This window comes from Dehalococcoidia bacterium, assembly GCA_030018455.1.
Taxonomy (GTDB): domain Bacteria; phylum Chloroflexota; class Dehalococcoidia; order DSTF01; family JALHUB01; genus JASEFU01.
Genome location: JASEFU010000009.1, coordinates 62607 through 86872 on the forward strand (window position 1 = coordinate 62607; position 24266 = coordinate 86872).

General features: G+C 64.3%; 22 protein-coding genes. All 22 read left to right on the top strand.

Annotation, left to right across the window (positions count from 1 at the left end):
• The first annotated feature begins 143 nt into the window (after window positions 1–143).
• Window positions 144–956 (top strand): SDR family oxidoreductase, encoded by an 813-nt coding sequence (locus QME71_10040; GenBank protein MDI6858640.1) that lies wholly within the window; start codon window positions 144–146, stop codon window positions 954–956.
• A gap of 149 nt (window positions 957–1105) precedes the next feature.
• Complete coding sequence (locus QME71_10045) at window positions 1106–1555, top strand: universal stress protein (protein ID MDI6858641.1); 450 nt, start codon at window positions 1106–1108, stop codon at window positions 1553–1555.
• Window positions 1556–2090: 535 nt separating this feature from the next.
• Window positions 2091–2855: an AAA family ATPase gene (locus QME71_10050; protein MDI6858642.1), complete on the top strand. Its 765-nt coding sequence runs from the start codon at window positions 2091–2093 to the stop codon at window positions 2853–2855.
• Window positions 2856–2858: 3 nt separating this feature from the next.
• A complete protein-coding gene (gene cooS / locus QME71_10055; protein MDI6858643.1) occupies window positions 2859–4817 on the top strand; it encodes an anaerobic carbon-monoxide dehydrogenase catalytic subunit in 1959 nt (652 codons plus the stop codon).
• A gap of 25 nt (window positions 4818–4842) precedes the next feature.
• Window positions 4843–5364 carry a 4Fe-4S dicluster domain-containing protein gene (locus QME71_10060; GenBank protein MDI6858644.1) on the top strand — a complete coding sequence of 174 codons (522 nt, stop codon included), beginning with the start codon at window positions 4843–4845 and terminating at the stop codon, window positions 5362–5364.
• The gene (locus QME71_10065) at window positions 5361–5597 is read left to right on the top strand and encodes a hypothetical protein (GenBank protein MDI6858645.1); all 237 of its coding nucleotides are present in this window, start codon (window positions 5361–5363) and stop codon (window positions 5595–5597) included. Before QME71_10060 ends, QME71_10065 begins: the two co-directional genes overlap by 4 nt.
• A 22-nt stretch (window positions 5598–5619) precedes the next feature.
• Window positions 5620–7800 (top strand): acetyl-CoA decarbonylase/synthase complex subunit alpha/beta, encoded by a 2181-nt coding sequence (gene acsB / locus QME71_10070; protein ID MDI6858646.1) that lies wholly within the window; start codon window positions 5620–5622, stop codon window positions 7798–7800.
• Between the two features lie 57 nt (window positions 7801–7857).
• Window positions 7858–9195 (top strand): acetyl-CoA decarbonylase/synthase complex subunit gamma, encoded by a 1338-nt coding sequence (gene acsC, locus QME71_10075; GenBank protein MDI6858647.1) that lies wholly within the window; start codon window positions 7858–7860, stop codon window positions 9193–9195.
• Between the two features lie 7 nt (window positions 9196–9202).
• Window positions 9203–11134 carry an ASKHA domain-containing protein gene (locus QME71_10080; GenBank protein MDI6858648.1) on the top strand — a complete coding sequence of 644 codons (1932 nt, stop codon included), beginning with the start codon at window positions 9203–9205 and terminating at the stop codon, window positions 11132–11134.
• Between the two features lie 13 nt (window positions 11135–11147).
• Window positions 11148–11909 (top strand): AAA family ATPase, encoded by a 762-nt coding sequence (locus QME71_10085; protein ID MDI6858649.1) that lies wholly within the window; start codon window positions 11148–11150, stop codon window positions 11907–11909.
• The gene (locus QME71_10090; GenBank protein ID MDI6858650.1) at window positions 11909–12874 is read left to right on the top strand and encodes an acetyl-CoA decarbonylase/synthase complex subunit delta; all 966 of its coding nucleotides are present in this window, start codon (window positions 11909–11911) and stop codon (window positions 12872–12874) included. The genes QME71_10085 and QME71_10090 overlap by 1 nt, the downstream gene beginning before the upstream one ends.
• 61 nt (window positions 12875–12935) lie before the next feature.
• Window positions 12936–13739 (top strand): dihydropteroate synthase, encoded by an 804-nt coding sequence (locus QME71_10095; GenBank protein ID MDI6858651.1) that lies wholly within the window; start codon window positions 12936–12938, stop codon window positions 13737–13739.
• 12 nt (window positions 13740–13751) lie between these two features.
• On the top strand, window positions 13752–15551 hold the full coding sequence (locus QME71_10100) for a formate--tetrahydrofolate ligase (protein ID MDI6858652.1): 1800 nt from the start codon (window positions 13752–13754) through the stop codon (window positions 15549–15551).
• A gap of 57 nt (window positions 15552–15608) precedes the next feature.
• Window positions 15609–16496: a bifunctional methylenetetrahydrofolate dehydrogenase/methenyltetrahydrofolate cyclohydrolase FolD gene (gene folD, locus QME71_10105; GenBank protein MDI6858653.1), complete on the top strand. Its 888-nt coding sequence runs from the start codon at window positions 15609–15611 to the stop codon at window positions 16494–16496.
• A gap of 22 nt (window positions 16497–16518) precedes the next feature.
• On the top strand, window positions 16519–17409 hold the full coding sequence (locus tag QME71_10110) for a hydrogenase small subunit (protein MDI6858654.1): 891 nt from the start codon (window positions 16519–16521) through the stop codon (window positions 17407–17409).
• Window positions 17410–17412: 3 nt separating this feature from the next.
• The gene (locus QME71_10115) at window positions 17413–18975 is read left to right on the top strand and encodes a nickel-dependent hydrogenase large subunit (GenBank protein MDI6858655.1); all 1563 of its coding nucleotides are present in this window, start codon (window positions 17413–17415) and stop codon (window positions 18973–18975) included.
• Window positions 18965–19447 (top strand): HyaD/HybD family hydrogenase maturation endopeptidase, encoded by a 483-nt coding sequence (locus QME71_10120; GenBank protein MDI6858656.1) that lies wholly within the window; start codon window positions 18965–18967, stop codon window positions 19445–19447. The genes QME71_10115 and QME71_10120 overlap by 11 nt, the downstream gene beginning before the upstream one ends.
• Window positions 19448–19474: 27 nt before the next feature.
• Entirely contained in the window at window positions 19475–20152 is a 678-nt protein-coding gene (locus tag QME71_10125; GenBank protein MDI6858657.1) for a methylenetetrahydrofolate reductase C-terminal domain-containing protein, read from the top strand.
• Between the two features lie 15 nt (window positions 20153–20167).
• Entirely contained in the window at window positions 20168–21034 is an 867-nt protein-coding gene (locus tag QME71_10130) for a methylenetetrahydrofolate reductase (GenBank protein MDI6858658.1), read from the top strand.
• An 11-nt stretch (window positions 21035–21045) separates the two neighbouring features.
• On the top strand, window positions 21046–21546 hold the full coding sequence (gene nuoE / locus QME71_10135) for an NADH-quinone oxidoreductase subunit NuoE (GenBank protein ID MDI6858659.1): 501 nt from the start codon (window positions 21046–21048) through the stop codon (window positions 21544–21546).
• On the top strand, window positions 21533–23383 hold the full coding sequence (locus tag QME71_10140; GenBank protein ID MDI6858660.1) for an NADH-quinone oxidoreductase subunit NuoF: 1851 nt from the start codon (window positions 21533–21535) through the stop codon (window positions 23381–23383). The genes nuoE and QME71_10140 overlap by 14 nt, the downstream gene beginning before the upstream one ends.
• A 30-nt stretch (window positions 23384–23413) precedes the next feature.
• Window positions 23414–24266 (top strand): 2Fe-2S iron-sulfur cluster-binding protein (locus tag QME71_10145; GenBank protein MDI6858661.1); only part of this gene is annotated, 853 nt, incomplete at its 3' end.

The window sequence follows — 24266 nt, forward strand, 5'->3', positions numbered from 1 at the left end:
CCGCCCCGTCGACTGAGACGACGTGGAGGGCTGAAGCCTCCGCTACATTGCCGCCGGCGGCCTTCCTGCGCACTTCGGTCGCGCCCAACCGGGCTTTGGCTTATACTTCCCGCGAATCGAGGGTCAAGAGAGGAGCTCCCATAATGGCAATGGAGAAGTTCGACCTTGCCGGCAAAGCGATTGTCGTCACCGGCGCCGCCCGCGGCCTAGGGAAGCAGATGACCCTCGCCCTCGCGAAGGCGGGCGCCGACATCCTCGCCGCCGACCTGCTGACAGAGCAGAACGAGCAGACGGTCGAAGAGGTGCGCGCGCTCGGGCGCCGCGCCCTCTCCATGTCGGTCGACGTGCGCGACTCGCGCCAGTGCGACGCCCTCATTCAGCGTTGCCTCGACGAGTTCGGGCGCATCGACGTCATGCTCAGCAACGCCGGCCTCGGTGAGCGCCGTGGCCTCGGCAAGCCGCTGCTTGAGGTGACCGACGACGACTGGCACGACAACCTCCAGGTGAATCTCTCCAGCGCTTTCTACTGCGCCCGCGCCGCCGCCCGCCCGATGATGGAGCAGCGCTCCGGCGTCATCATCAACCTCGGCTCCGGCACGGCGCTGCGCGGCGCGCCCAACATCTTTCCCTACGCGGCGGCGAAAGCGGCCGTCATCTCGCTGAGCAAGTCGCTCGGAGTCATGCTCGCTCCCTACAACATACGCGTCCACTGCATCATCCCCGGCGAGATCGCGCGGCGGCCCGTCGAAAGCGAAGACGAGGAGCAGTACTGGCGCGACCGCGGCCGCTTCTTCCCCGCACAGCGTGTGGGCGAGCCGTGGGAGCTGGGGCCGCTCGCCGTGTTCCTCGCCTCCGATGCCTCCAGCTACATGACGGGCCAGGGCTTCCCGCTCGATGGCGGCTTCCTCGCAGGGGGACTCGCTCCCATCCCATTCGCCCCCAGGGTCGAAATCTAACCGGCAATCACGGCCCGTTCCGTCTCGCCCGGCTCCCACAGCGGTCTGCCGCGGCCCCGCCTTCAAGTCGGGAATTACCCCTATGCAGGGAGGACCGCCCGCGGCCGATATCTCTCTGTACCAAGCCGATGAGGAGGTAGGATTCAGGGATGTATAAGAAGATGCTCGTCCCCATTGACGGCTCCATGCGATCGGAAGTCGTCGTTCCCCACGCCGCGGCGACCGCCAAGGCTTTGGGATGCAACGTCCGGCTCCTCACCGTCGTCGATCTGAGCAAGAACGGCAACGGCAAGAATGTGGACTCGGTCGGCGACGAAGCAGCCAGCGTTGCTTGGATCGAAGCGCAGATCGAACAGGCCGAGAGCTACATGCACCCGGTCGCCGAGCGTTTTGCCGACCACGGATTGAGGGCCGAAATGGAGGTCCGCTTCGGCAGTCCCGGTGAGGAGATAATCAAGGCAGCGACCGAGTACGGGAGCGACATCATCGCCATGGCCACTCGCTCGCGGCGCGGACTGGCGCGCCTCATGTTCGGCAGCGTGGCCGATGAAGTCCTTCGCGAGTCACACGTGCCCGTTCTCCTCATCACGGCTGCTTAGCGCCTTTCTCGCCTCCGTCCATCCCGCCGACCAATGCCCGACCGGTCGCAACCCGCGTGCGCCTTTTTGCGCCCCGTAGATTCGCTCACAGCCCGATCGACTCGTCGAACGAACGGCGCATTCTCTCCACAGCGAAGAACGTTCGCGCCTCCTCCGAGGTCTGCTCCACTCCACGCCCCCGGGGCTCGCCGCCATCCTGTCGTCCGGCGTCATGCCGAAACGCGATAGTGCGCGCCCGTCCTCGTGAGCCCCGCGATTAAGAACTCATTCGGCAGGCCCAGGCGCACGCCCACGCTTTACGAGCGCGGGCCGAGCTGCCGCAAGCCGTCGTCCACCACCGCCCCAGTCTTCCAACCTCGAAAGGGACCCGCATCGATACGGGGGGAGGGGAAGGGGGGGTGCGCGAGGGGGGTAGTGAAACCCCCCACAAACTCGCTTGACTTTTGTCAACCTACTGATGCAGTATTGAAATTACCTGGTTTTCGCAAGTTGCGCCAGCCACGGCTCCGAGCTGCGCTGGAGGGGATCTGCAACCGTGAAAGTTGCAGTCAGCGGCAAGGGTGGCGTCGGCAAGACGACAGTTGCGGCCTTACTGGCTACCGCGTTAGCCCGGGCCAACCGGAAGGTCATAGCCGTCGATGCCGACCCCGACTCCAATCTGGCGGCCTGCCTGGGTCATCCGCATCCTGAAGAGATCCGCCCTCTCATTGAACTGCATGACCTGATCGAGGAACGTACCGGCGTCAAGCCCGGCACGCGGGGCGCCATGTTCAAGCTAAACCCCCGCGTGGACGACATCCCCGACGAATATGGAGTGGATATCGCCGGAGTCAAAGTCCTGATTCTGGGGCAGTTGAAGCAGGGCGGAGCGGGCTGCTACTGCCCCGAAAACGCCCTCCTGCTGAGCCTCACCACCCACCTTCTCCTTGACCCCGATTGCGACCTTATTCTCGATATGGAAGCGGGCATCGAGCACCTGACGCGCGGCACGGTGGCCGCCGTCGACCGGCTGCTCATTATCGTCGAGCCGGGAAGGCGCAGCCTGGAGACAGCGCGTCGGATAATGGCTCTGGCGCAGGACCTCGGCCTGAAGAAGGTCGGCGTGGTGCTGAACAAGGTAAGCAGTCCGCTGGATGAGCGGTTTGTGCGCGACGAGTTGGGCGAAACGGGGCTCATTGCCTCATTGCCCTATAGCGAGGAACTGCGGCGGCTCGACCGGGAGCAGCGCTCGATCGCAGCCGCCAACGACGGAGTGGGGAAGGCCATCAATGATTTGCTGGCCAGTCTCAGAAAGGACTGAACCGTGAGCAAAGCAGAAAAGAGGTCCATCGATCCTGTCTCACAAAAGATGCTGGACGTCGCCGAGCAACAAGGGGTTCCCACCGCCTGGGATCGCTGGGAGGCCATGCAGCCCCAGTGCGGCTTTGGCAGCCTGGGAATATGCTGTCGCATCTGCAACATGGGCCCCTGTCGGATTGACCCCTTCGGCGAGGGCACTCAAACGGGCGTTTGCGGCGCAGACGCCGACACAATCGTCGCCCGCAACCTGGTGCGCATGATCGCCGCCGGCGCCGCCGCGCACTCCGATCACGGACGCGACGTCGCCCACACCGTCCTGATGACTGCCCGCGGCGAAGCCCAGGGCTACGAGATCAAGGACGAAGTGAAGCTGCGGGCGCTGGCCGCCGAGTACGGCATCGACATCGCCGGCAAAGACAAGGCGAAGCTGGCCGAAGAGGTGGCGGAGAAGGCGTTCAGCGAGTTCGGACAGCAGCACGGCGAGCTGCTCTTTCTTGCTCGGGCGCCCGAGAAGCAGCGGCGGAACTGGCGGGAACGGAACGTCGTGCCGCGCGGCATAGACCGCGAGGTGGTCGAGGTGATGCACACCACCCACATGGGCGTGGCCAACGACTACAAGGACGTGCTGCGCATCGGCACGAAGGCCGCGCTCGCCGACGGCTGGGGCGGCTCCATGATAGCCACTGACCTCCAGGACGTGCTTTTCGGCGCGCCGCAACCGATCCGCGCCCGCCTCAACCTCAGCATCCTCAAGAAGGATGAGGTGAACATCATCGTCCACGGCCACGAGCCCATACTCTCCGAGATGATCGTCGTCGCATCGCGCGACCCCGAGCTCCTCAAGCTGGCGAAGGAAAAAGGCGCAAACGGCATCACCCTCGGCGGCATCTGTTGCACCGCCAACGAGATCCTGATGCGGCACGGCATTCCCATCGCCGGCGACTTCCTCCAGCAGGAGCTGGCCATCCTCACCGGCGCCGTCGACGCGATGGTAGTGGACGTGCAGTGCATTATGCCCGGCCTGAGCAGCCTGGCAAGTTGCTTCCACACCAAGCTCGTCACCACCTCCGTGAAGGCGCGCTTCCCTGAAAACGGCGCCGTAGAGCACATACAATTCGACGAGGAGCATGCGCTCGACGGAGCGAAGCGGATCGTGCGCGCCGCAATCGAGAACTTCCCCAACCGCAAGCAGGACTCGGTAGTGATCCCGGACGAGAAAGAGACATCCAACCTCATCGCCGGCTTTACCGCCGAGAACACCTACCACTTCCTCGGCGGCCGCTACCGCGCCACATACCGGCCGCTGAACAACGCCATCATTGAGGGGCGCATCCGCGGCCTCGCGGGCGTCGTCGGCTGCTGCAACCCGAACATCAAGCACAACTTCGCCCACGTGGAGATGGTGAAGGAGCTGCTGCGCCACGACGTGCTCGTTGTGCAGACGGGGTGCTCCGCCATCGCCTGCGCTAAGGCAGGAATGCTCGCGCCCGAAGGAGCCTTCAAGTACGCCGGCAAAGGCCTGCGCGAGGTGTGCGAGGCCGTCGGCATCCCGCCCGTGCTCCACCTGGGCGCCTGCGTCGACAACAGCCGCATCCTCGTCGCCCTCTGCAACGTGGTCAAGGAGGGCGGCGTCGGCGAATCGATTGACGAGATACCGGTCGCCGGCGCAGCACCGGAGTGGATGAGCGAGAAAGCGGTAGCCATCGGTTTCTACGTCGTCGCCTCGGGCGTGTTCACCGTGTTCGGCACCCCGATGCCCGTCCTCGGCTCCGAAAAGGTCGCCGACTACATGACGCGCGGCATGGAGCAGGACTTCGGGGCCGCTTTCGCCTTTGAGCCCGACCCGATCAAGGCGGCGCAACTGATGATCGAGCACATCAACAAGAAGCGCGCCGACCTGAAGCTACGGCCGATGCTGAACGAGCCCGTGGCGGCGGCTGATCTCGCCGCTGTGGCCCGCTAGCGCGAGCAGGAAGTAGGTGACCGCCATGAAGGGAATGATCATAGTCGACGTCGACAAGTGCAACGCCTGCAAGTCTTGCGAGATCGCTTGCGCCGTCGAGCACTCGGCTTCCAAAGACCTCTACCAGGCCATCCATGAGAACCCGCCGCCGCGCTCACGCGTGAGTGTCCAGCAGGGGATAACCTTCTCGGTGCCTCTCCAGTGCCGGCAGTGCGCCAACGCGCCCTGCATCGCGCTCTGCCCGACCAAAGCGCTGTACCGCGAAGACCAGACAACCCCCGTGCTCCTCGACGAGGAGAAGTGCATCGGTTGCGACTGGTGTGTCCTCGCTTGCCCCTTCGGCGTGATCCGAATGGACGAGGCGCGCAAGGTCGTCGTCAAGTGCGACCAGTGTTTCGAGCGCGTGCAACGAGGCGAGCTGCCCGCCTGCGTCGAGGCCTGCCCGACAGGCGCCCTGACGTACAAACAGCTCGAAGAAGTGCGGGAAGCGCGGCGCGACGGCTATCTCGTCGAGATCGCCCAGTGCTTGACTGGAGGTGACGCGTGACGCAGACCGCCAACCAGGACACCGAAATCGAGACCGAAGGCGCAAAGAAGCCGAGCGCGCGGGTGCCACGGATCAACTGTCGTGTCTGCGGCATCCCCTTCGCTACCGAGAAACAGGTCCGGCGGGTGCATGAAAAGCTGCACTTCTCTCAGGAGCTCGCGGCCACCTGCCCCCGTTGCCGTGGCGTCGAATTTCGTAGCGCCATGGAAAAGGTTCTGAGTTCTAAGGAATAGAAACGAAGAGGAGCAGGAAAAGATGTCCAAGATAATTGCCAGCGCAGCTATCCGGGGCGCCCATGAGCTTGTCCGTCAGGCCGAGGAGTCCTTTAACAAGGCGCGCGAGGAGAAGGGCGAAGACGCGAGGGTGGAGTTTCCCGATACCGCCTTCCACCTGCCCATGGCCAACGCGCTCCTCGGAGCCGAGGTGAGAACGGTCGGCGAGATGAAGCCGATCCTGGAACACGCCCGCGAGCTTCTGGGCGAGGTGCCAAGCGAACAGATATGGCTCCCCTACCTCGGCACGACCCTCGACGCCGGCATCGCCGCTTTGCTGGCCGAGGAAATCATCGTTGCCGTTCGCTATCTCTTCGGGGAGGAGCCGCAGCCGGACTGCAACGGCTTCTTCTCCGACACTATCCTCAGGAGCCTGGGCATCCAGCTCGTGGACGGGCGCATGCCCGGCTTCGCGGCCATACTCGGCGCCGCGCCCGATACAGAGACAGCCGTCAGCGTCGTCCGCGAGCTGCAGAAGCGCAGCATCCTGACCTTCGTCGGCTCGTCGGTCAACGGCAGCAGCATCATCGACCAGCTGATGGAGGGCGGCGTCGAGATGGGCTGGGACACCTACATCGTCCCCTACGGCCGCGACACCATCACCGGCATCTATCCGCTCAACTGGGCGATCCGCGCCGCCATGACCTTCGGCGGCATCAAGCCGGGACGCGCCACCGACTGCCTGCTCTACTGCAAGGAGCGCGTCTTCGCCTTCGGGATGACGCTGGGCGAGGTGGACGACATCAAGTATGCCACCGGCGCCGGCGCCATCAACATGGGCTTCCCCATCATCGCCGACACAACAATACCTGAGATCCTGCCCACTGGCATCTGTACCTTTGAGCACGTCGTCCGCGAGCTCGACCACGAGAAGATCGTCCCGCGGTCAATCGAGGTCCGCGGCGTAAAGGTGACGGTGACCGAGCTCGACATACCGGTGCCCTACTCGCCCGCATTCGAGGGCGAGCGCGTGCGCAAGGAAGACATGCAGGCGGAGTTCGGCGGGCCGCGCGCCGCCGCCTTCGAGTACCTGCGAATGCGCGACATGGACGAGATCGAAGACGGGAAGATAGAGCTCATCGGGCCGGATGTCGACAGCATGCAGGAAGGCTCCGCTAATCCCCTGGCCATCCTCGTCGAGGTGGCCGGACGCAAGATGCACAAGGACTTCGAGGGCGTGATGGAGCGGCAGATCCACGAGCAGTTGAACGAGGCCCAGGGCATATTCCACATGGGCCAGCGCGACATTCCCTGGATCCGCATCAGCAAGGGCGCCTTCGAGAAAGGCTTCCGCCTCAGCCACTTCGGCACGATTCTCCACGCGCGCATGCACGCGATGTACGGCAAGATCATCGACAAGGTACAGGTCACCATCATCACCGATGAAGCGAAGATGAAGGACCTGCTGCCGGAGGCGAAGGCCGCGTACGCCGAGCGCGACGAGAGGGTGGCGGGCATGAGCGACGAGAGCGTCGACACTTTCTACTCCTGCACGCTCTGCCAGTCCTACGCCGCGAACCACGTCTGCGTCATCAGCCCCGAAAGGCTCGGGCTCTGCGGCGCCTACAGCTGGCTCGACGGCAAGGCCGCCTACGAGATGGACCCCACGGGCTGCAACCAGCCGATCAAGAAAGGGCGCGTCATCGACGAGGTGAAGGGGCAATGGGAGGGCGTGAACGAGTTCGTCTACGCCCACTCCGGCCGCAACGTCTCTTCAGTCAGCGCCTACTCGATCATGGAAGACCCGATGACCTCCTGCGGCTGCTTCGAGTGCATCCTGGCCCTCGTGCCCGAGGCCAACGGCTTCATGATTGTCCACCGCGAGCACAGCGGGTTGACCCCGTGCGGCATGTCGTTCTCCACGCTCGCCGGCTCCGTGGGCGGCGGTAACCAGACGCCGGGCTTCCTGGGCGTCGGCCGGCTGTACGTCCTGAGCAGGAAGTTCATCTCCGCCGACGGTGGGCTCGCCCGCCTCGTGTGGATGCCCAAAGAGCTCAAGGAGTTCTACGGCGACCGCCTGAACAAGCGCGGCGAAGAGATCGGCATCCCCGACATTGCCAGCAAGATAGCCGACGAGACGATTTGCACCGACGACACGGAGAAGCTGGTGGAGTTCCTGACAGAGGTTGGTCACCCCGCGCTGCAGATGGAGCCTTTGATGTAATTCGCGACCACCCGCAACGGAACGCGTCCCGCACGGACTTTAAAGAGGGAGGCAAGCATGGCCCTGAAAGCTCTCGATATTCTCAAGTTCTTGCCGAAGAAGGCCGGCTGCAAGGAGTGTGGCCAACCCACCTGCCTTGCGTTCGCCATGAAGGTGGCGCAGAAGCAGGCCGCAATCGACGAGTGCCCGCACGTGACAGACGAGGCCAAGTCGGCGCTCGAAGGCGCATCGGCGCCGCCCATACGGCTCGTCACAATCGGCGCCGGCGAAAACAAACTGGAGATCGGCAACGAAACAGTGATGTTCCGCCACGAAGAGACCTTCTACCACCCGCCGGGCATCGCCGTTCGCGTCACTGACGACCTCGACGGCGACGCCCTTGCCGCGCGCGTGGCCACCATCGGCGCCCTCAAGTTCTTCCGCGTCGGCTCCGAAATCCGCGTGGACACGGTCGCCGTCGACAACGTCAGCGGCGACGCGGGCCGCTTCAAGAGCGCCGTAGAGGCCGCCTCCAAGCTTGACTTCCCGATGGTCCTGATCGCGAAGGGGGTCGATCAGATGGCCGCCGCACTTGAAGTGTGCGCGGACAAGAAACCGCTGATCCACGCCGCGCGCCCCGACAACTGGGAGGGATTCGCAGCGCTGGCGAAAGACAAGGGATGCCCCCTGGCCGTGCAGGCGGACAACCTGGAAGCGCTGGCCGAGTTGACAGCGAAGGTCAAAGCCGCCGGCGTTGAGGACATGGTGCTCGATGTGACCGCCGACGGGCTCAATCATACGCTTCAGAACCTTACCATGGTTCGCCGTCTATCGCTAAAGAAGGGCGTGAGGGATCTCGGTTACCCCTGCATCACCTTCGCCCGCGGCGATGACCCGTTCGAAGAGGTTGCTCAGGCGGCCTCATACATCGCGAAGTACGCGGGAATCGTCGTCACCAGCCTCTCGGAACCGGAGCAGATACTGCCCATCCTTACGGTGCGCACGAACGTCTACACTGACCCGCGCAAGCCCATTCAAGTTGAGCCCACGCTGCACGAGGTGGGCGCCACCACGCCGCAGTCGCCGGTGCTGATTACGACCAACTTCTCGCTCACTTACTACAGCGTCGAGGGAGAGGTCGAGGCGAGCCGCGTGCCTGCCTACATCGGCGTCATCGACACCGAAGGGACGTCGGTGCTGACGGCGTTTGCCTCGGACAAGTTCACCGCCGAAGGTGTGGCGGCCTTCCTGAAGTCCGACGCGCTCAAGGACAAAGTGGCCCACAAGAAGGTGATAATCCCCGGCTACGTCGCAGCAATGAGCGGCGCGGTAGAGGATGAATCGGGCTGGGAGGTCATCGTCGGCCCGAGGGAGGCCAGCGGAATCCCCAAGTTCCTGAAGACAGTCTGGAGTTGAGCCTCGTTTGAAGACCTTTACAGTAACGTTTCTCCCTGAGGGCAAGTCGGTACAGATCGCCCCGGGCAAGACGATCATGGAGGCCGCAACGGCGGCCGGCGTGCCGATCAACAGCATTTGCGGCGGCGACGGCGTTTGCGGCAAGTGCCGCGTGACCGTCAGGTCCGGCAAGGTGACTGCCGAACCTAACGAGTTCCTCACGCGGCGCGAGATACAACGCGGCGTTGCGCTTGCCTGCCAGACGTTCCCCGAGGGCGATGTCGTCGTCGAGGTCCCCCTGGAATCGCGAGTCGGCGCCGTCCCCCGTCTCGAAGCAGAGGACGCCGTCCGCTTCGCCCCCGTCGCCCAGTGGGTCGGCGAGGGAGCGCCCTACGCGCACGACCCGCTTTCCCGCAAGGACTACCTCCGGCTGCCGCCTCCCGCCCTCGACGACAACATCTCCGACCAGGAGAGGATCTACCGCGAGCTGAGGCGGCGACGTCACATCCCCATCATGCAGACCGGCTTGGCCATACTCAGGCAGATGCCATCGGTGCTTCGCGGAAGCAACTGGGAGGTCACCGTGACCACCGGCCAGCGCGGCGGGACTGTGGAGGTCCTGCAGATCGAGCCCGGCGACACCTCTTCTCACAACTACGGCGTCGCCGTCGACGTCGGCACGACCACCGTGAACGCTCACCTCGTGGACCTCGCCTCGTCGCAGACCATCGGCGCACAGGCGAAGTACAACTCGCAAATCAGCTACGGCGAAGACATCATCAGCCGCATCATGTACGCGAATACGGACGAGAAGCTGCACACTCTTCGCCAGTGCGTGGTCAATGACATCAACGACTTGATCGCAGCGCTCACCGTGGAGACGAAGACGCGGCTCCAGGACATTACCTATGTGATGTGCGCCGGCAACACGACGATGACGCACCTCCTGCTCGGGCTCGAGGCCGCCAATATCCGGCGTGAGCCTTACGTCCCTACCGCCTCGTTTGCGCCCGTCATCCGCGCGGCGGAAGTCGGCATCAAGATTAACGCCCGCGGACTGCTGGGCGTCATCCCCTGCGTCGCCAGCTACGTCGGCGGCGACCTGGTAGCCGACGTGCTGGTTGCCGGCATCAACGACTCGGACGAAGTCTGCCTGCTCATCGATATGGGAACGAACGGCGAGATCGTTATGGGCAACCGCGACTGGCTCGCCTGCTGCTCCGCCTCCGCCGGCCCCGCCTTTGAGGGCGGGGGTATCACCTGCGGGATGCGCGCCACGCACGGCGCCATCGAGCACATCACGCTGGAGAGGGGCTGCGAGATCGCCGCCGCCGGAGTCATCGGCGGAGAGAAGCCCCTCGGTCTCTGCGGCTCCGGTCTCATCGACCTGGTGGCGGAGCTTCACCGGACGGGGTGCATCGATCGCTCCGGCCGTTTCGTTCCCGATGCCGCCGGGCACCGCCTGCGGCTTGATGGAGGACAGGCGGAGCTAGTCGTCGTTCCCGGCAGCGCTACGGCGCTCGGGCGCGACATTGTGATTACGGAGGCAGATATCGCCAGCTTCATACGGGCGAAGGGCGCTATCTACACAGCGGCAGAGGCCCTCCTCCGCCACACAGGGCTCGACTTCACGGACGTGCAGCACGTTTACGTCGCGGGCGGCTTCGGCAACTACCTCGACGTACGCAAGGCGATACGCATCGGGTTGCTGCCGGACCTGCCCATCGAACGCTTCCAGTTCATCGGCAACGGCTCGCTCCAGGGAGCGAAGATGGGGCTCCTCTCACGCCAGGCGCTTGAAGTAATGGAGCGGCGGATTGCGCCGAACATGACTCACTTCGAGTTAAGCACTGATCCTCAATTCATGAACGAATACACCGGCTCGCTGTTCCTGCCCCACACCAACATCGAAAAGTTCCCGAGCGTGGAAAGGGAGCAGTCGGGCATATCCGTACGCTGAAGGGAAGTGTGGGATGATCCTGGGAGTAGCGGGCAAAGGCGGCGTCGGCAAGACCACGATCGCTGCCCTCATCGTGCGGAGCTTGCTGGCGCGCGGCGTTAAACCTTTGCTGGCCGTCGACGCCGACCCGAACGCGTGTCTGCACCAGAAGCTCGGCGTCGAGCCCGGACGCACGCTTGGTCAGATACGGGAGGAGAGCGTTCGCTTGAAGCAAGAAGGGCCTGCGGGCCTTGCCAAACGCGACCTGTTGGAGATGGAAGTGCAGAGCGCCATCGTTGAGGGTAACGGCTTTGACCTCCTGACGATGGGCCGGCAAGAGGGGCCCGGCTGTTACTGCGCGGTCAACAACCTGCTACGCTCGCTGGTCGATGGGCTGGCCGGCAGCTACAAGGCAGTGGTAATCGACAACGAGGCGGGGATGGAGCACCTGAGCCGCCGCACCAATGCCGGCGTCGACGTCATGCTGTTTGTGTGCGAGCCCACGCGCACCAGCGCCCGCACGCTGGCAAGGCTGAAAGAGCTTTCGGACAGTCTCGATTTCCGGGTAGACGCGCAATACGCCGTCCTGAACCGCGCCAACGGCCAGCCGGACGAAGCCGTCATGTCGGAAATCGAGCGCGCCGGCCTGGAAACGATCGGCGCCGTGCCCGAGGACGAGGCCGTTCTCATGTACGAGCTGCAGGACGAATCGCTGCTTACGCTGCCGGCAAATTCCGCGGCCGCTGTGGCCGCCGACGACATCGTGAACAAGATCATTGAGGGAGGAAGAAGATAATGCCTCTACCCGATGCAACAGAGAGATGGACGATGGCAATCAATGAGGTGACTATCGGCGCCGGCCCCGATGACGGCGGCACCCGGAAGTCGACGGTAAGGGTAGGAGGCGAGAAGGCCCTCCCTTACATGCACTTCGAGGGGCCCACGCCCAACCGCACCGTCGTCGCCATGGAAGTCTGGGACTGCCCGCCCGCGGACTGGGCGCCTTCGCTCGTCGACGCGCTTGGCGACGTCGTCAACTCACCCGCCGAGTGGGCGAAAGCCTGCGAAGAGAAGTTCGGCGCAGAGATGATCTGCCTGACGCTGAAGGGCGCCCACCCCGAATTCGGCGACGCCTCACCGGACGATTCCGCCGCCGTCGTGAAGTCGGTCCTCGCGGCCACCGGCCTGCCCCTCATCATCTGGGGCTGTGATCACGACGAGAAGGACAACCTGGTCTTGCCGAAGTGCAGCCAGGCGGCCGCCGGCGAACGCTGCCTCATCGGGACGATCAAGGACGACAACTACAAGACACTCACGGCCGCCTGCCTGGCAGACGGACACAACCTCATCGGCGAAAGCCCGATCGACATCAACATAGCCAAGCAGGTCAACATCCTCGCCTCCGATATGGGGTTCCCCCTGGAGCGCATGGTCATGTTCCCGTCCACCGGCGCCCTCGGCTACGGCATCGAGTACGTCTACTCGATTCAGGAGCGGGGCCGTCTCGCCGCGCTGGGCGGCGACAAGATGATGGCGATGCCGGTCATCTGCCAGGTCGGCCAGGAGGCGTGGCGGGCCAAGGAGGCGAAGGCGACGGCCGAGGAATTCCCCCAGTGGGGCAACGAGACCGACCGCGGCGCGCTTTGGGAGATGACGACGGCGGTTACCTTGCTCCAGGCCGGCGCCGACATAATCGTAATGCGGCACCCCAAGGCGGTCGCCGCAACGAAGAAGGTGATCGCGCAACTGATGAAGGACTGACCGGAGCCGAGGCCATTCGCCCGGCTCTCCTTATGAGCAGCATCTAGATAAGGAGATGTCCATGATCGTAATCGGTGAACGGATCAATGGCATGTTCACGTCCATCGGCGACGCCATCGCAGCCAAGGACAAGAAGCCGGTCCAAGAGATGGCGGAGAAACAGCTCGCCGCCGGCGCCGACGTGCTCGATATCAATGTCGGCACCAGGGTCCCCAAGGCGGAGCGGCCCGAAGTAATGAAGTGGCTCGTGGAAGCGACCCGGGAGGTCACGAACGCCCCCCTTGCCATCGACAATCCGAACATCGAGGTCGTCCGCGCCGGACTGGAAGCAGCCTGCAGCAAGGGCCCCGCAATCATCAACTCCACTACCGGCGCCCAGGACAAGCTGGACCCGTTCATGGACCTGGCAAAGGAGTTCGGCACGGGCATCATCGGCCTCGCCATCGACGAGAACGGGATCGCCAACACGGTAGACGGCAAGGTCGAAATCGGGATGCGCATCGTCGCCGCCGCCATGGAAAAGGACGTGCCGGTGGAGGAAGTCTATCTCGACCCCATCATCCTTCCCGTCAAGACCGACCAGACCTCGCCCAAGGTCACGCTGGAGACAATCGCCCAGTTCAAGATGCTCTCCGACCCGCCGCCGCGCGTCGTCGTCGGACTGAGCAACGTTAGCCAGCAGGCGGCCGAGCGGTCGCTGATAAACCGCACCTTCCTGGTGATGGCCATCGCCGCCGGCATGGACGCTAGCATTCACGACCCTCTCGACGAGGTGTTGATGAATGAAATGATCACGGCTGAGCTCCTGATGAATAAGAGCATTTACAGTGACTCTTATCTCAGGGCGTATATGCAAAACCGGTAATAAGCATAGTCAATAAACAAGGAACGGAGGAAAAACGTGGTAGTCAAAGTAGACCTCGACCCAGTGAAGTTGAAGGACTGGCAGATCGCCGAGGCTGCGGAGGCGTGGATGAAGCCCTTCCTCCAGTTGGGAGAGGAGCTCGGACTGCAGGGAGAAGAGCTTATCCCCATGGGCAAGTACGTGGGGAAGATCGACTACCAGCTCGCGCTGGAACGACTCAAGAACCAGCCGCAGGCGAAGTACATCGACGTTACGGCCATCACGCCCACGCCGTTGGGCGAAGGGAAGACCACCACACTGATGGGCCTCGTCGATGGACTGGCGCACATCGGCAAGAGGGTTGTCGGCGCCATCCGCCAGCCGAGCAGCGGGCCCACGTTCAACATCAAGGGATCGGCGGCAGGCGGCGGCCTTGCCCAGTGCATCCCCCTGACCGACCTTTCCCTCGGCCTCACCGGCGACATCAATGCCGTCACCAACGCCCACAACCTGGCCATGGTCGCCATCACCTCGCGCATGCAGCACGAAGCCAACTACAGCGATGAGCGGCTGGCCAAGATCGGGCTGCGACGCCTGGACATCGACCCCAACCGCGTCGAGATGAAGTGGGCGATCGACTTCTGCGCCCAGGCCCTGCGCAACATCACCATCGGCAAGGGCGGCAAGATGGACGGCTTCGAGATGGAGTCGGGCTTCCAGATCACCGTCTCCAGCGAAGTGATGGCCATGCTGGCGGTCGCCACCGACCTGGCCGACTTCCGCAAGCGGATGGGACGCATCGTCGTCGCCTACGATAAGAACGGCAACGAGGTCACCACCGCTGACCTCGAGGTCGACGGCGCCATGACGGCATGGATGGTCAACGCGCTCAAGCCGAACCTGATGCAGACCGTCTACGGGCAGCCCGTGTTCGTGCACGCGGGGCCGTTCGCCAACATCGCCATCGGCCAGAGCTCGATCATCGCCGACCGCGTTGCCTCTCGGCTCACCGACTACCTGGTGACGGAGAGCGGCTTTGCCGCCGACATCGGGTTCGAGAAGTTCTGGAACCTCAAGTGCCGCTTCTCCGGCCTCGTCCCCGACGCCGTGGTCATCGTGGCCACCATCCGCGCCCTCAAGATGCACGGCGGCGGCCCAGCGGTCAAACCTGGCATCCCCCTCGACGACGCTTATGTCAAGGAGAACCTGCCTTTAGTCGAGGCCGGTTGCCAGAACCTCATCGCCCACATCGAGACGGTCAAGAAGGCGGGCGTGCGGCCTGTCGTCTGCGTCAACAGCTTCCACACCGACACCGAAGCCGAGATCGCGCTCGTGCGGCGTATCGCCGAGGAAAACGGCGCCCTTTGCGCCTTCTCGTCGCACTGGCTGCACGGCGGCGAGGGCGCCGTCGAGCTGGCGGAGGCCGTCGTCCAGGCCTGCGAGGAGAAGAACAACTTCCGCTTCCTGTACGACCTCAAGACCCCGCTGCGAAAGCGCATCGAGCTTATCGCCAAGGAAGTGTACGGCGCCGATGGCGTCACCTACTCCGACGTCGCGCTCGAGAAGGCCAAGCGGTTCGAGGCCGACCCCGCTTCTTCGGAGCTCGGCACCTGCATGGTGAAGACGCACCTCAGCCTCTCGCACGACCCGGACGTCAAGGGCCGCCCGAAGGGCTGGGAACTGCCCATCCGCGATATCCTGACCTTCAAGGGCGCGGGCTTCATCGTACCCGTTGCCGGCGCGATCACCCTCATGCCCGGCACCGGCTCCGACCCCGCATACCGGAAGATCGACGTCGACGTCGAGACGGGGAAGGTGAGGGGCCTGTTCTAGGCCCCTCACCTCGCGCCGCCTCGAGCGGCGGGACTGTTGGGAAAGGAATACAGCGTTATGACTGCGACAATCATCGACGGCAAGCAGGTCGCCGAGAGCATCAGGGCCGAGATCAAGGAAGAGGTCGCCAAACTTGCCGAAAAGGGCATCGTCCCCGGGCTCGGCGTCGTCCTCGTCGGCGAAGACCCGGCCTCCATCTCCTACGTGACGGCGAAAGAGCGCACCTGCGAGGAGCTCGGCATCTACTCAGACGACAACCGTCTTCCCGCGGACACCTCGCAGGAAGAGCTGATGGCGCTCATCCGCAAGCTGAACGCCGACCCCAAGATCAACGGCATCCTCGTTCAGTTGCCGCTGCCCAAGCACCTGGACGAGGCGGAAGTGCTGATGGCCATCGACCCCGATAAAGACGTCGATGGCTTTCATCCCACAAATGTTGGCAAAATGGTAGTGGGAGGAAAAGCGTTTCTCCCCTGCACGCCCCACGGCGTGATCCAACTGCTGCTCCGCAGCGGGGTCAAGATCGAGGGGTCACACACCGTGATCGTCGGGAGGAGCAACATCGTCGGCAGACCGCTCATGAACATGCTCACCCAGAAGAGCCCGACAGGCAACGCGACGGTGACTGTCTGTCACACCCGCACCCGCGATGTCGCCTACCACACAAGGCAGGCCGACATCATCGTCGCCGCCGCCGGCGCGCCCAACATGATCACCGCCGACATGGTAAAAGAAGGCGTCGCCGTGATAGACGTCGGTGTCAACAGGGTGGAGGACGCGACGAAAAAGAGCGGCTTCCGCCTCGTCGGCGACGTCGATTTCGAGGGCGTGAAGGAGAAGGCAAGCTTCATCACGCCCGTTCCCGGCGGCGTCGGCCCCATGACGATCACTATGTTGATGTACAACACGGTCGAATCGGCGAAGCGGGCGGCGGGTATCTCCTGATAGCTAGCGAGGAGAGAGGGATATGGCGAAGACACAGGAGCGCCCTGTGATCTGGCTCCAGGCGGCCGGTTGCAGCGGCTGCTCCGTATCGGTACTGAACAGCGTGAGCCCGAAGATCCAGAACGTGCTGGTAGACGAGGTGGTCCCCGGCCAGCACGTCAGCCTGCGCTTCCACCCCACTGTGATGGCAGGCTCAGGCGAGATGACGCTGGAAGTCATCGAGGAGACCAAGCAGCAATCCGCGGGCGCCTACTTCCTCGTCGTCGAAGGCGCCGTTCCCACGGCCTCCGGAGGGGGCTACGGCACGCTGGGCGAAAGGGGAGACAGGGAGCTGACCATCGCCGAGCAGGTGGAAGACCTGGGGCGCAAAGCCGCGGCGGTGATCGCCCTCGGCACGTGCGCCGCTTTCGGCGGCATCCCCGCCGGCAAGCCCAATCCCACCGGCTGCGTGAGCGTGAAAGCCTTCTTCGACTCGAAAGGCGTGGCCACGCCCGTCATCAACGTGCCGGGCTGTCCTCCTCACCCGGACTGGTTCGTCGGCGCCCTGGCCAGCGTACTCCTCACAGGCCTTCCCAAGCCGGGCGACCTCGACGCGCTCCTCCGGCCGAAGGCCTTCTACGGCCCGCTTGTCCACGAGCACTGCCCGCGTCGCGCCTATTTCGACGAGGGCAAGTTCGCCAAGAAGCTGAGCGACCCCGGCTGCCTGCTGGAGTTGGGCTGCAAGGGCCCCGTCACCCACGCCGACTGCTCGTTGCGGCTGTGGAACGGCGGCGTCAACTGGTGCATCGGCGTTGGGTCGCCCTGCCACGGCTGCGTGGAGCCCGGCTTCCCCGATGTCCTGGCGCCCCTCTACGAAAAGCTTGATGAGGCGACCCTTGCCAACATCGGCGCCTCGCCAGAGAAGGGTGGTTGAGAAGTGGGCAAGATAGTCATCGACCCGATTACCCGCATCGAGGGGCACCTCAAAATCGAAGTGATCGTCGACGACGGCGAGGTGAAGGAGGCCAGAAGCTCCGGCACCCTGTTCCGCGGCCTCGAGCTGATACTCAAAGGAAGAGACCCGCGCGACGCCCAGCGCATCACCCAACGCATCTGCGGAGTCTGCCCCACCGGGCACGCCATGGCATCGACGCTCAACCTGGACAGCGCCTTTGGCGTCGACGGCAAGATTCCGGAGAACGGGCGCATCATCCGCAACCTCATCCTCGGGAGCAATTACCTCCAGTCGCACATTCTTCACTTCTACCATCTGGCCGCGCTCGACTACGTTGACGTGACCGCCGTGGCCGGCTACGAAGGGTCGGACCCCGGGCTCAACTCCGTCAAGCGGTTCATAGAGCGAGGCGAGCTGGGGCCGTTCGTCCCCCGCTACGAGGGCGACTATCGGCTGTCTCCGGAAACGAACCGCCAGGCGGTGGCGCACTATCTCCAGGCGCTCGACATCCGCCGCAAGGCGCACGAGATGCTCGCTCTCTTCGGCGGCAAGATGCCGCACAACGTAGGGATCGTCCCCGGCGGCGTAACGGAAGTGCCGACCGTGGACAAGATCGCCGCATTCCTCTGGCGTCTGAACGAGATACGCAGCTTCATCGACACCGTCTACATTCCAGACGTTATCGCCGTCGCCACGGCCTACGCCGACCACTTCCAAATCGGGCGCGGCTGCGGCAGATTCCTGAGCTATGGCGTGTTCGACCTCGACGGCAGCGAGACCAACCTGGTCAAGCGCAAGCGGCTGCTCCCGAGCGGCACCGTGGCCGCCGACGACCTGCAACCGAAAGACCTGGAACCGGCCAAGATACATGAAGAGGTGCGCCACTCCTGGTACGCCGATTCCTCCAGCGGGCGCCATCCCTCCCAGGGCGAAACGTCGCCGCAACTGGGGAAGGACGGCGCCTACTCCTGGCTGAAATCGCCGCGCTACGACGGACAGGTGCACGAGGTCGGGCCGCTGGCGCGAATGCTCGTCGCTTACGTCCGCGGCAACGAGACGGCGAAGAGCCTCGTCGACGGCGCCCTCTCCGCCCTCGAAGCGCCGGTGACCGCTCTGTTCTCGGCGCTGGGACGCCACGCCGCCCGCGCCCTCGAGACCAAGCTCGTCGCCGACGCAATGGCCGGATGGGTGCTGCAACTCAAGCCCGGAGAGCCGGTCTACGCCGAGTACGAGCTGCCGGACGAAGCGGAGGGGATGGGTCTCACCGAGGCGGCACGGGGAGCGCTCGGCCACTGGATTTCCATCAAGGACGGGCGCATCGCCAACTACCAGTGCGTCGTTCCGACCACCTGGAACGCCTCGCCCCGCGACGACCGCGACCAGCCGGGGCCCATAGAGCAGGCCCTTCAGGGCACCAAAGTAAAAGACGAGAGCAACCCGTTCGAAGTGGTGCGCGTCGTGCGCTCCTTCGATCCGTGTCTGGCCTGTGCCGTGCACCTCATAACGCCGAAAGGGAGGAGTCTGGGAGAGTTTCGTGTCTCGTAAGAGGGTCGTGATTGTCGGCGTGGGGAACGTCCTGCTGAAGGACGAGGGCATCGGCGTACACGTGGCGCGCGCCATCCGCGAGATGGGTCTCGCCTCATCCGACCATGAAGTGCAGGTCATCGACGGAGGGACGTCGCCCGACGCCCTTGACGCCGCAGAAGGCGCCGACAAGCTGATTATCGTCGACGCCGCCCAGGGCGGAGGCGAGCCGGGCACGGTCTACCGGTTCCGTCCCGACGACGTTTCCGCCGAGCCGAGGCTCCTAACTTCCCTTCACGACCTCGGCCTGCTGGACAGCCTGAGGATGATGGAGCTCATCGGCAAGCAGCCGCGCGAGACCGTCATCATCGCGGTCGAGCCGGCGGAGATCGCCTGGGGGCTGGAACTTACGCCCCTGCTGAAGGAAAAGCTGCCGGAAATCGTCCGACGCGTCATCGAGGAGCAATCTTTAACGATAACCAGTGCGCGATAACAATCCGCTAGTTAGAGGGAGACAAACATGCTGATCTCCGAACAAAAGCCGATGGAGGAGATACTGGGCTATCTCAACGGCGACCGCTCGGTCTTCCTCCTGGGCTGTGACGGCTGCGCCCAGGCCTCCCACACCGGTGGGCCCGAAGAGGTGCGCGAGATGCAAGGCCGGCTCGAGGCGGCGGGAAAAACGGTCACCGGCTCCACCGTGCTCGACTTCCTTTGCGAGAGGGCGCAGGTGAAGCTCGGCCTTGTGCCCTTCGCAGGCCAGGTGGCAGCGGCCGATTCCGTGCTGGTCATGAGCTGCGGCGTCGGGATACAGGCGGCCGCCGCGTCCATAGACAAGCCGGTCCATCCCGCCTGCAACACGCTCTCTCTCGGGGGCTCCCGCGGCGAGTGGCAGGGCAGCGAGCGCTGCATGGAGTGCGGCGACTGCGTCCTGGAGTGGACGGGAGGCATCTGCCCTCTGACCGCCTGCACGAAGAGCCTGCTCAACGGCCAGTGCGGCGGCGCCAAGAACGGCAAATGCGAATTCCAGCCCGATCTGCGCGATTGCGGCTGGCACCTCATCTACGAGCGCCTCCGGAAGCTCAACCGGCTGCAACTGCTGCGAGACGCGCCCATCAACATCAAGCAATACTCCCGGATGCAACCGCCGAAGGAGATACGCAACACCCCCCGCTGGTCGCTGGACGTGCGGGCGTAAGGAGGCCGGCGAAACATGAAGCTTACTGAACTCTTCCGACAGGGCAAATTCGTAGTCACTTCCGAGAACGGCCCGCCCAAGGGAACGGACGTTGCGGAGATGCTGGAAAACGCGGAAGCGATGCGCGGCCGCGTCGACGCCGTCAACATCACCGACCAGCAGAGCTCCGTCATGCGGCTGGGATCGCTTGCCGCCTGCAGCCTTCTCAAGCAGCGGGGCATCGAGCCTATCTTCCAGGTCACCTGCCGCGATCGCAACCGCATCGCCCTCCAGTCCGACCTCCTCAGCGCCGCCGTCCTCGGCATCGAGAACGTCCTTTGCCTGACCGGCGACTACGTCGGCCTCGGCGATCACCCCGACGCCAAGCCCGTGTTCGACCTCGATTCCGTCTCACTCCTCGAAACGGTGCGCCGTCTCCAGAACGGCCACGACCTGGCGAACGAGGAACTCAAAGGCAAGCCGTCCTTCTGCGCCGGAGCTGTCGTCGCGCCCGAAGCCGACCCCGTCGAGCCGCAGATAATCAAGATGGAAAAGAAGGTGAAGGCCGGCGCCCAGTTCTTCCAAACCCAGGCCGTGTACGACCCCAGGGCGTTCGAGTCGTTCATGGGGCAGGTGAAGCACCTGAACGTGCCGGTCATGGTGGGCATCGTCCTTCTCAGGTCGGCCGCCATGGCGCGCTTCATGAACAGGAACGTCGCCGGCATCCGTGTCCCCGATGCGCTCATCGAGGAGATGGACAAGGCGGAAGACCGCACGAAGAAGGGCGTCGAGATCGCGGCTCGGCTCATCCGCGAGATGAAGGGGATGTGCCAGGGCGTGCACATCATGGCCATCGGCACCGAGAAGCTCGTCCCCGCCATCGTGGACGAGGCTGGCCTATAAGGATCTCTGGTATGAGGACAACGCAGACTCCGGCCACTGATCAGCTCGCAGACGTATTCGCCCGCCACGGACGTGAACGCAGCGACCTGATACCGATCCTCCAGGAGGCCCAGGACAAGCTCGGCTATCTCTCAAAAGAGACGATGCGCGCCATTGCGCGCCAGCTCAGGGTGCCTGCCAGCTCGGTCCTCGGCGTCGCCACCTTTTACGCACAGTTCTATCTGCAGCCGCGCGGCCGTCACCGCGTTGTCGTCTGCCGCGGCACCGCCTGCCATGTCCGCGGCAGCCGCGAGATAAGGGAGGGCGTGGAGCAGAAGCTGGGCATCCGCGAAGGCGAGACGACCGAGGATCTTCTCTTCAGCTATGAGACCGTGGCTTGCCTGGGGAACTGCGCCCTGGCGCCCCTCCTGGTGATCGACGACAGGTACCACGGCCGCATGACCCGCGAGCGGGCAGCGACTATCCTGGATGAGTACTTGCAGGGGGAGGCGCAGGCGCGTGGAACCGATTAGATCGGCTGAGGAGCTGTTTGCCCTCAAGGAGCGCCTGCGAGGCGACCCCCAACGACATCTCCCCTGCATATCCCTGTGCGACACGGGCTGTCGCGCCCTAGGGAGCGCCGCCGTCCGCGACACCTTCATCGCCGAGATACGCAAGCGGGGCCTGTCCGATAAGGTCCGCCTCCAGACGACCGGCTGCCACGGGTTCTGCGAGCGCGGCCCCGTGCTCGTCGTCCGCCCTCAGGGCATCTTCTACCAGCGGGTCGCGCCCGAAGACGTCCCGGAGATAATCGAAAAGACCGTCCTCAACGGCGAGACCATCGAGCGCCTGTGCTACCGCGACCCCGTATCGCGCAAACTCTGCCACAAAGAGGAGGATGTCCCCTTCTACCGGCGGCAGAGCAAGACTGTTTTCCGCCACAACGGCATGATCGATCCGCAGGAGATCGACGATTACCTGACGCTCGACGGCTATGAGGCGCTGGCCAAAGCGCTTCAATCGATGACGCCCGACGAGGTTATCGAAGAGGTGTCCCGGAGCGGCCTTCGCGGGCGCGGTGGCGCGGGATTCCCCACAGGACGCAAGTGGCGCCTCTGCCGCGAAGCCGAAGGCTCGCCCAAGTATACAGTCTGCAACGCCGATGAGGGAGACCCGGGCGCGTTCATGGACCGCGGCGTCTGCGAGGGCGATCCCCACGCCATCCTCGAAGGCATGCTCATCGGCGCCTATGCCATCGGCGCCAGCGAGGGCTACATCTATGTCCGCGCCGAATACCCTATTGCCGTCAAGTACCTCAGCCGCGCCATCGAGCAGGCGGAGGCTTACGGCCTACTCGGCGACTCCATACTGGGCACGGACTTTTCATTCCATCTCAAGATCAAGCAAGGGGCGGGCGCATTCGTGTGCGGCGAGGAGACGGCGCTTATCGCTTCCATCGAGGGCCACAGGGGCATGCCGCGGCCGCGGCCCCCTTTCCCCGCCCAATCAGGCCTGTTCGGCAAGCCCACAAACATCAACAACGTCGAGACGTGGGCCAACGTCCCCGTGATCATCAGCCGCGGCGCCGACTGGTTCGCATCCATCGGCACTGAGAAGAGCACGGGGACGAAGATCTTCGCCCTCGCCGGCAAGGTGCAGAACACCGGCCTCGTCGAAGTGCCTATGGGCGCGACCCTGCGCGAGGTCGTCTTCGAAATCGGCGGCGGCGTTCCGCGCCGGCGCACGTTCAAGGCTGCCCAGATGGGCGGGCCGTCCGGCGGCTGTGTGCCGGAACAGTACCTTGACATGCCCATCGACTTCGACAGCGTCTCCGCCGTCGGCGCCATCATGGGCTCCGGCGGCATGGTCGTCATGGACAACACGACCTGCATGGTCGAGGTCGCCCGCTACTTTACCGACTTCGTGCAGAGCGAATCATGCGGCAAATGCGTGCCCTGCCGCATCGGCACTCGCCGCCTCCTCGAGACGCTTACCCGCATCACCGAGGGCTTGGGCGAAGACAGCGATCTGGCATTGCTGCGCGAAATCGGCGAGGCCGTCCAGACCGCATCGCTATGCGGCCTAGGCAAGACCGCCCCCAATCCCACGCTCAGCACCCTCAGGCACTTCTGGCACGAGTACGAGGCCCACGTCAGGGACAAGAAGTGCCCGGCGGGGGTATGCAAAGCGCTCACGACGTTCGTCATCGACGCGGAGAAGTGTACGGGTTGCGGCCTGTGTCTGAAAGGCTGCCCCACGGAGGCCATCACGGGGGAACTGAAGGTCCCTCACGTGATCGACCAGGAAAAGTGCATCAAGTGCGGCTCCTGCCGCGATGTCTGCAACCTCGGCGCCGTGCTGGTAACATAGTTGATCTGATTTCGAAGGGAGTGAAGGCGAATGGCAGTCCCGGAAAAGGCGCGCTTCCTCCTGGATGGACGCCCGATCGAGACCACTACCGACAAGACCGTCCTTCAGGCGGCCCTTGACGCGGGCGTATACATCCCCCACCTGTGTTACAGCCCCATTTTGGAACCCTACGGAGGATGCCGTCTCTGCCTGGTGGATGTGGAGGGCATGCGCGACCCGGTCACTTCCTGCACCACTCTTGTGCGCGACGGCATGGTGGTCCGCAGCGAAACGGAGAGGATCAACGACCTCCGGCGCACAGTTGCGGCTTTGCTGATCTCGGAGCACTGCGGCGACTGCCTGACCTGTCGCGCCAACCAAAGGTGCGAGCTCCAGAAGGTAGCCTCCCACGTCGGCCTCGCCGCGACGAGCGTCAAGCGTATGGAAAGGGAAAGCATCGTCGACAAGAGCAGCCCCTTCTTCGTTCGCGATCTCGCGAAGTGCGTGCTGTGCGGACTGTGCGTGCGCGTATGCCACGAGGTGCGCGGCGTGGGGGCAATCGAGATCCTTAACCGCGGCTTCAACAGCGTCGTCGCCCCCTTCGAGGGCGAGGCTATCGCCGAATCTACCTGTGAGTTTTGCGGCGCCTGCGTCGATATCTGCCCCGTGGGCGCGCTCTGGGCCACCAACGAGATTCTGCCCCCCACCGATGAAGTGCGAACGGTCTGCCCCTACTGCGGCGTCGGCTGCGTCCTTGTGCTGGGGACACGCGCGGGACGACTAGTCAGCGCCAGAGGAGACGTGTCTACCCACAACCAGGGCCAGCTTTGCGTTAAGGGCAGGTTCGGTTGGGAGTTCGTGCACAGCCCGGACCGGCTCACCACGCCGCTCATCCGCGAGAATG

What these genes read in the sequence shown, in the direction of transcription:
- QME71_10040 (MDI6858640.1), top strand. Translation starts at nt 144, where the DNA reads ATGGCAATGGAGAAGTTCGACCTTGCCGGCAAAGCGATTGTCGTCACC.
- QME71_10045 (MDI6858641.1), top strand. Translation starts at nt 1,106, where the DNA reads ATGTATAAGAAGATGCTCGTCCCCATTGACGGCTCCATGCGATCGGAA.
- QME71_10060 (MDI6858644.1), top strand. Translation starts at nt 4,843, where the DNA reads ATGAAGGGAATGATCATAGTCGACGTCGACAAGTGCAACGCCTGCAAG.
- acsB (MDI6858646.1), top strand. Translation starts at nt 5,620, where the DNA reads ATGTCCAAGATAATTGCCAGCGCAGCTATCCGGGGCGCCCATGAGCTT.
- acsC (MDI6858647.1), top strand. Translation starts at nt 7,858, where the DNA reads ATGGCCCTGAAAGCTCTCGATATTCTCAAGTTCTTGCCGAAGAAGGCC.
- QME71_10085 (MDI6858649.1), top strand. Translation starts at nt 11,148, where the DNA reads ATGATCCTGGGAGTAGCGGGCAAAGGCGGCGTCGGCAAGACCACGATC.
- QME71_10090 (MDI6858650.1), top strand. Translation starts at nt 11,909, where the DNA reads ATGCCTCTACCCGATGCAACAGAGAGATGGACGATGGCAATCAATGAG.
- QME71_10095 (MDI6858651.1), top strand. Translation starts at nt 12,936, where the DNA reads ATGATCGTAATCGGTGAACGGATCAATGGCATGTTCACGTCCATCGGC.
- folD (MDI6858653.1), top strand. Translation starts at nt 15,609, where the DNA reads ATGACTGCGACAATCATCGACGGCAAGCAGGTCGCCGAGAGCATCAGG.
- QME71_10110 (MDI6858654.1), top strand. Translation starts at nt 16,519, where the DNA reads ATGGCGAAGACACAGGAGCGCCCTGTGATCTGGCTCCAGGCGGCCGGT.
- QME71_10125 (MDI6858657.1), top strand. Translation starts at nt 19,475, where the DNA reads ATGCTGATCTCCGAACAAAAGCCGATGGAGGAGATACTGGGCTATCTC.
- QME71_10130 (MDI6858658.1), top strand. Translation starts at nt 20,168, where the DNA reads ATGAAGCTTACTGAACTCTTCCGACAGGGCAAATTCGTAGTCACTTCC.
- nuoE (MDI6858659.1), top strand. Translation starts at nt 21,046, where the DNA reads ATGAGGACAACGCAGACTCCGGCCACTGATCAGCTCGCAGACGTATTC.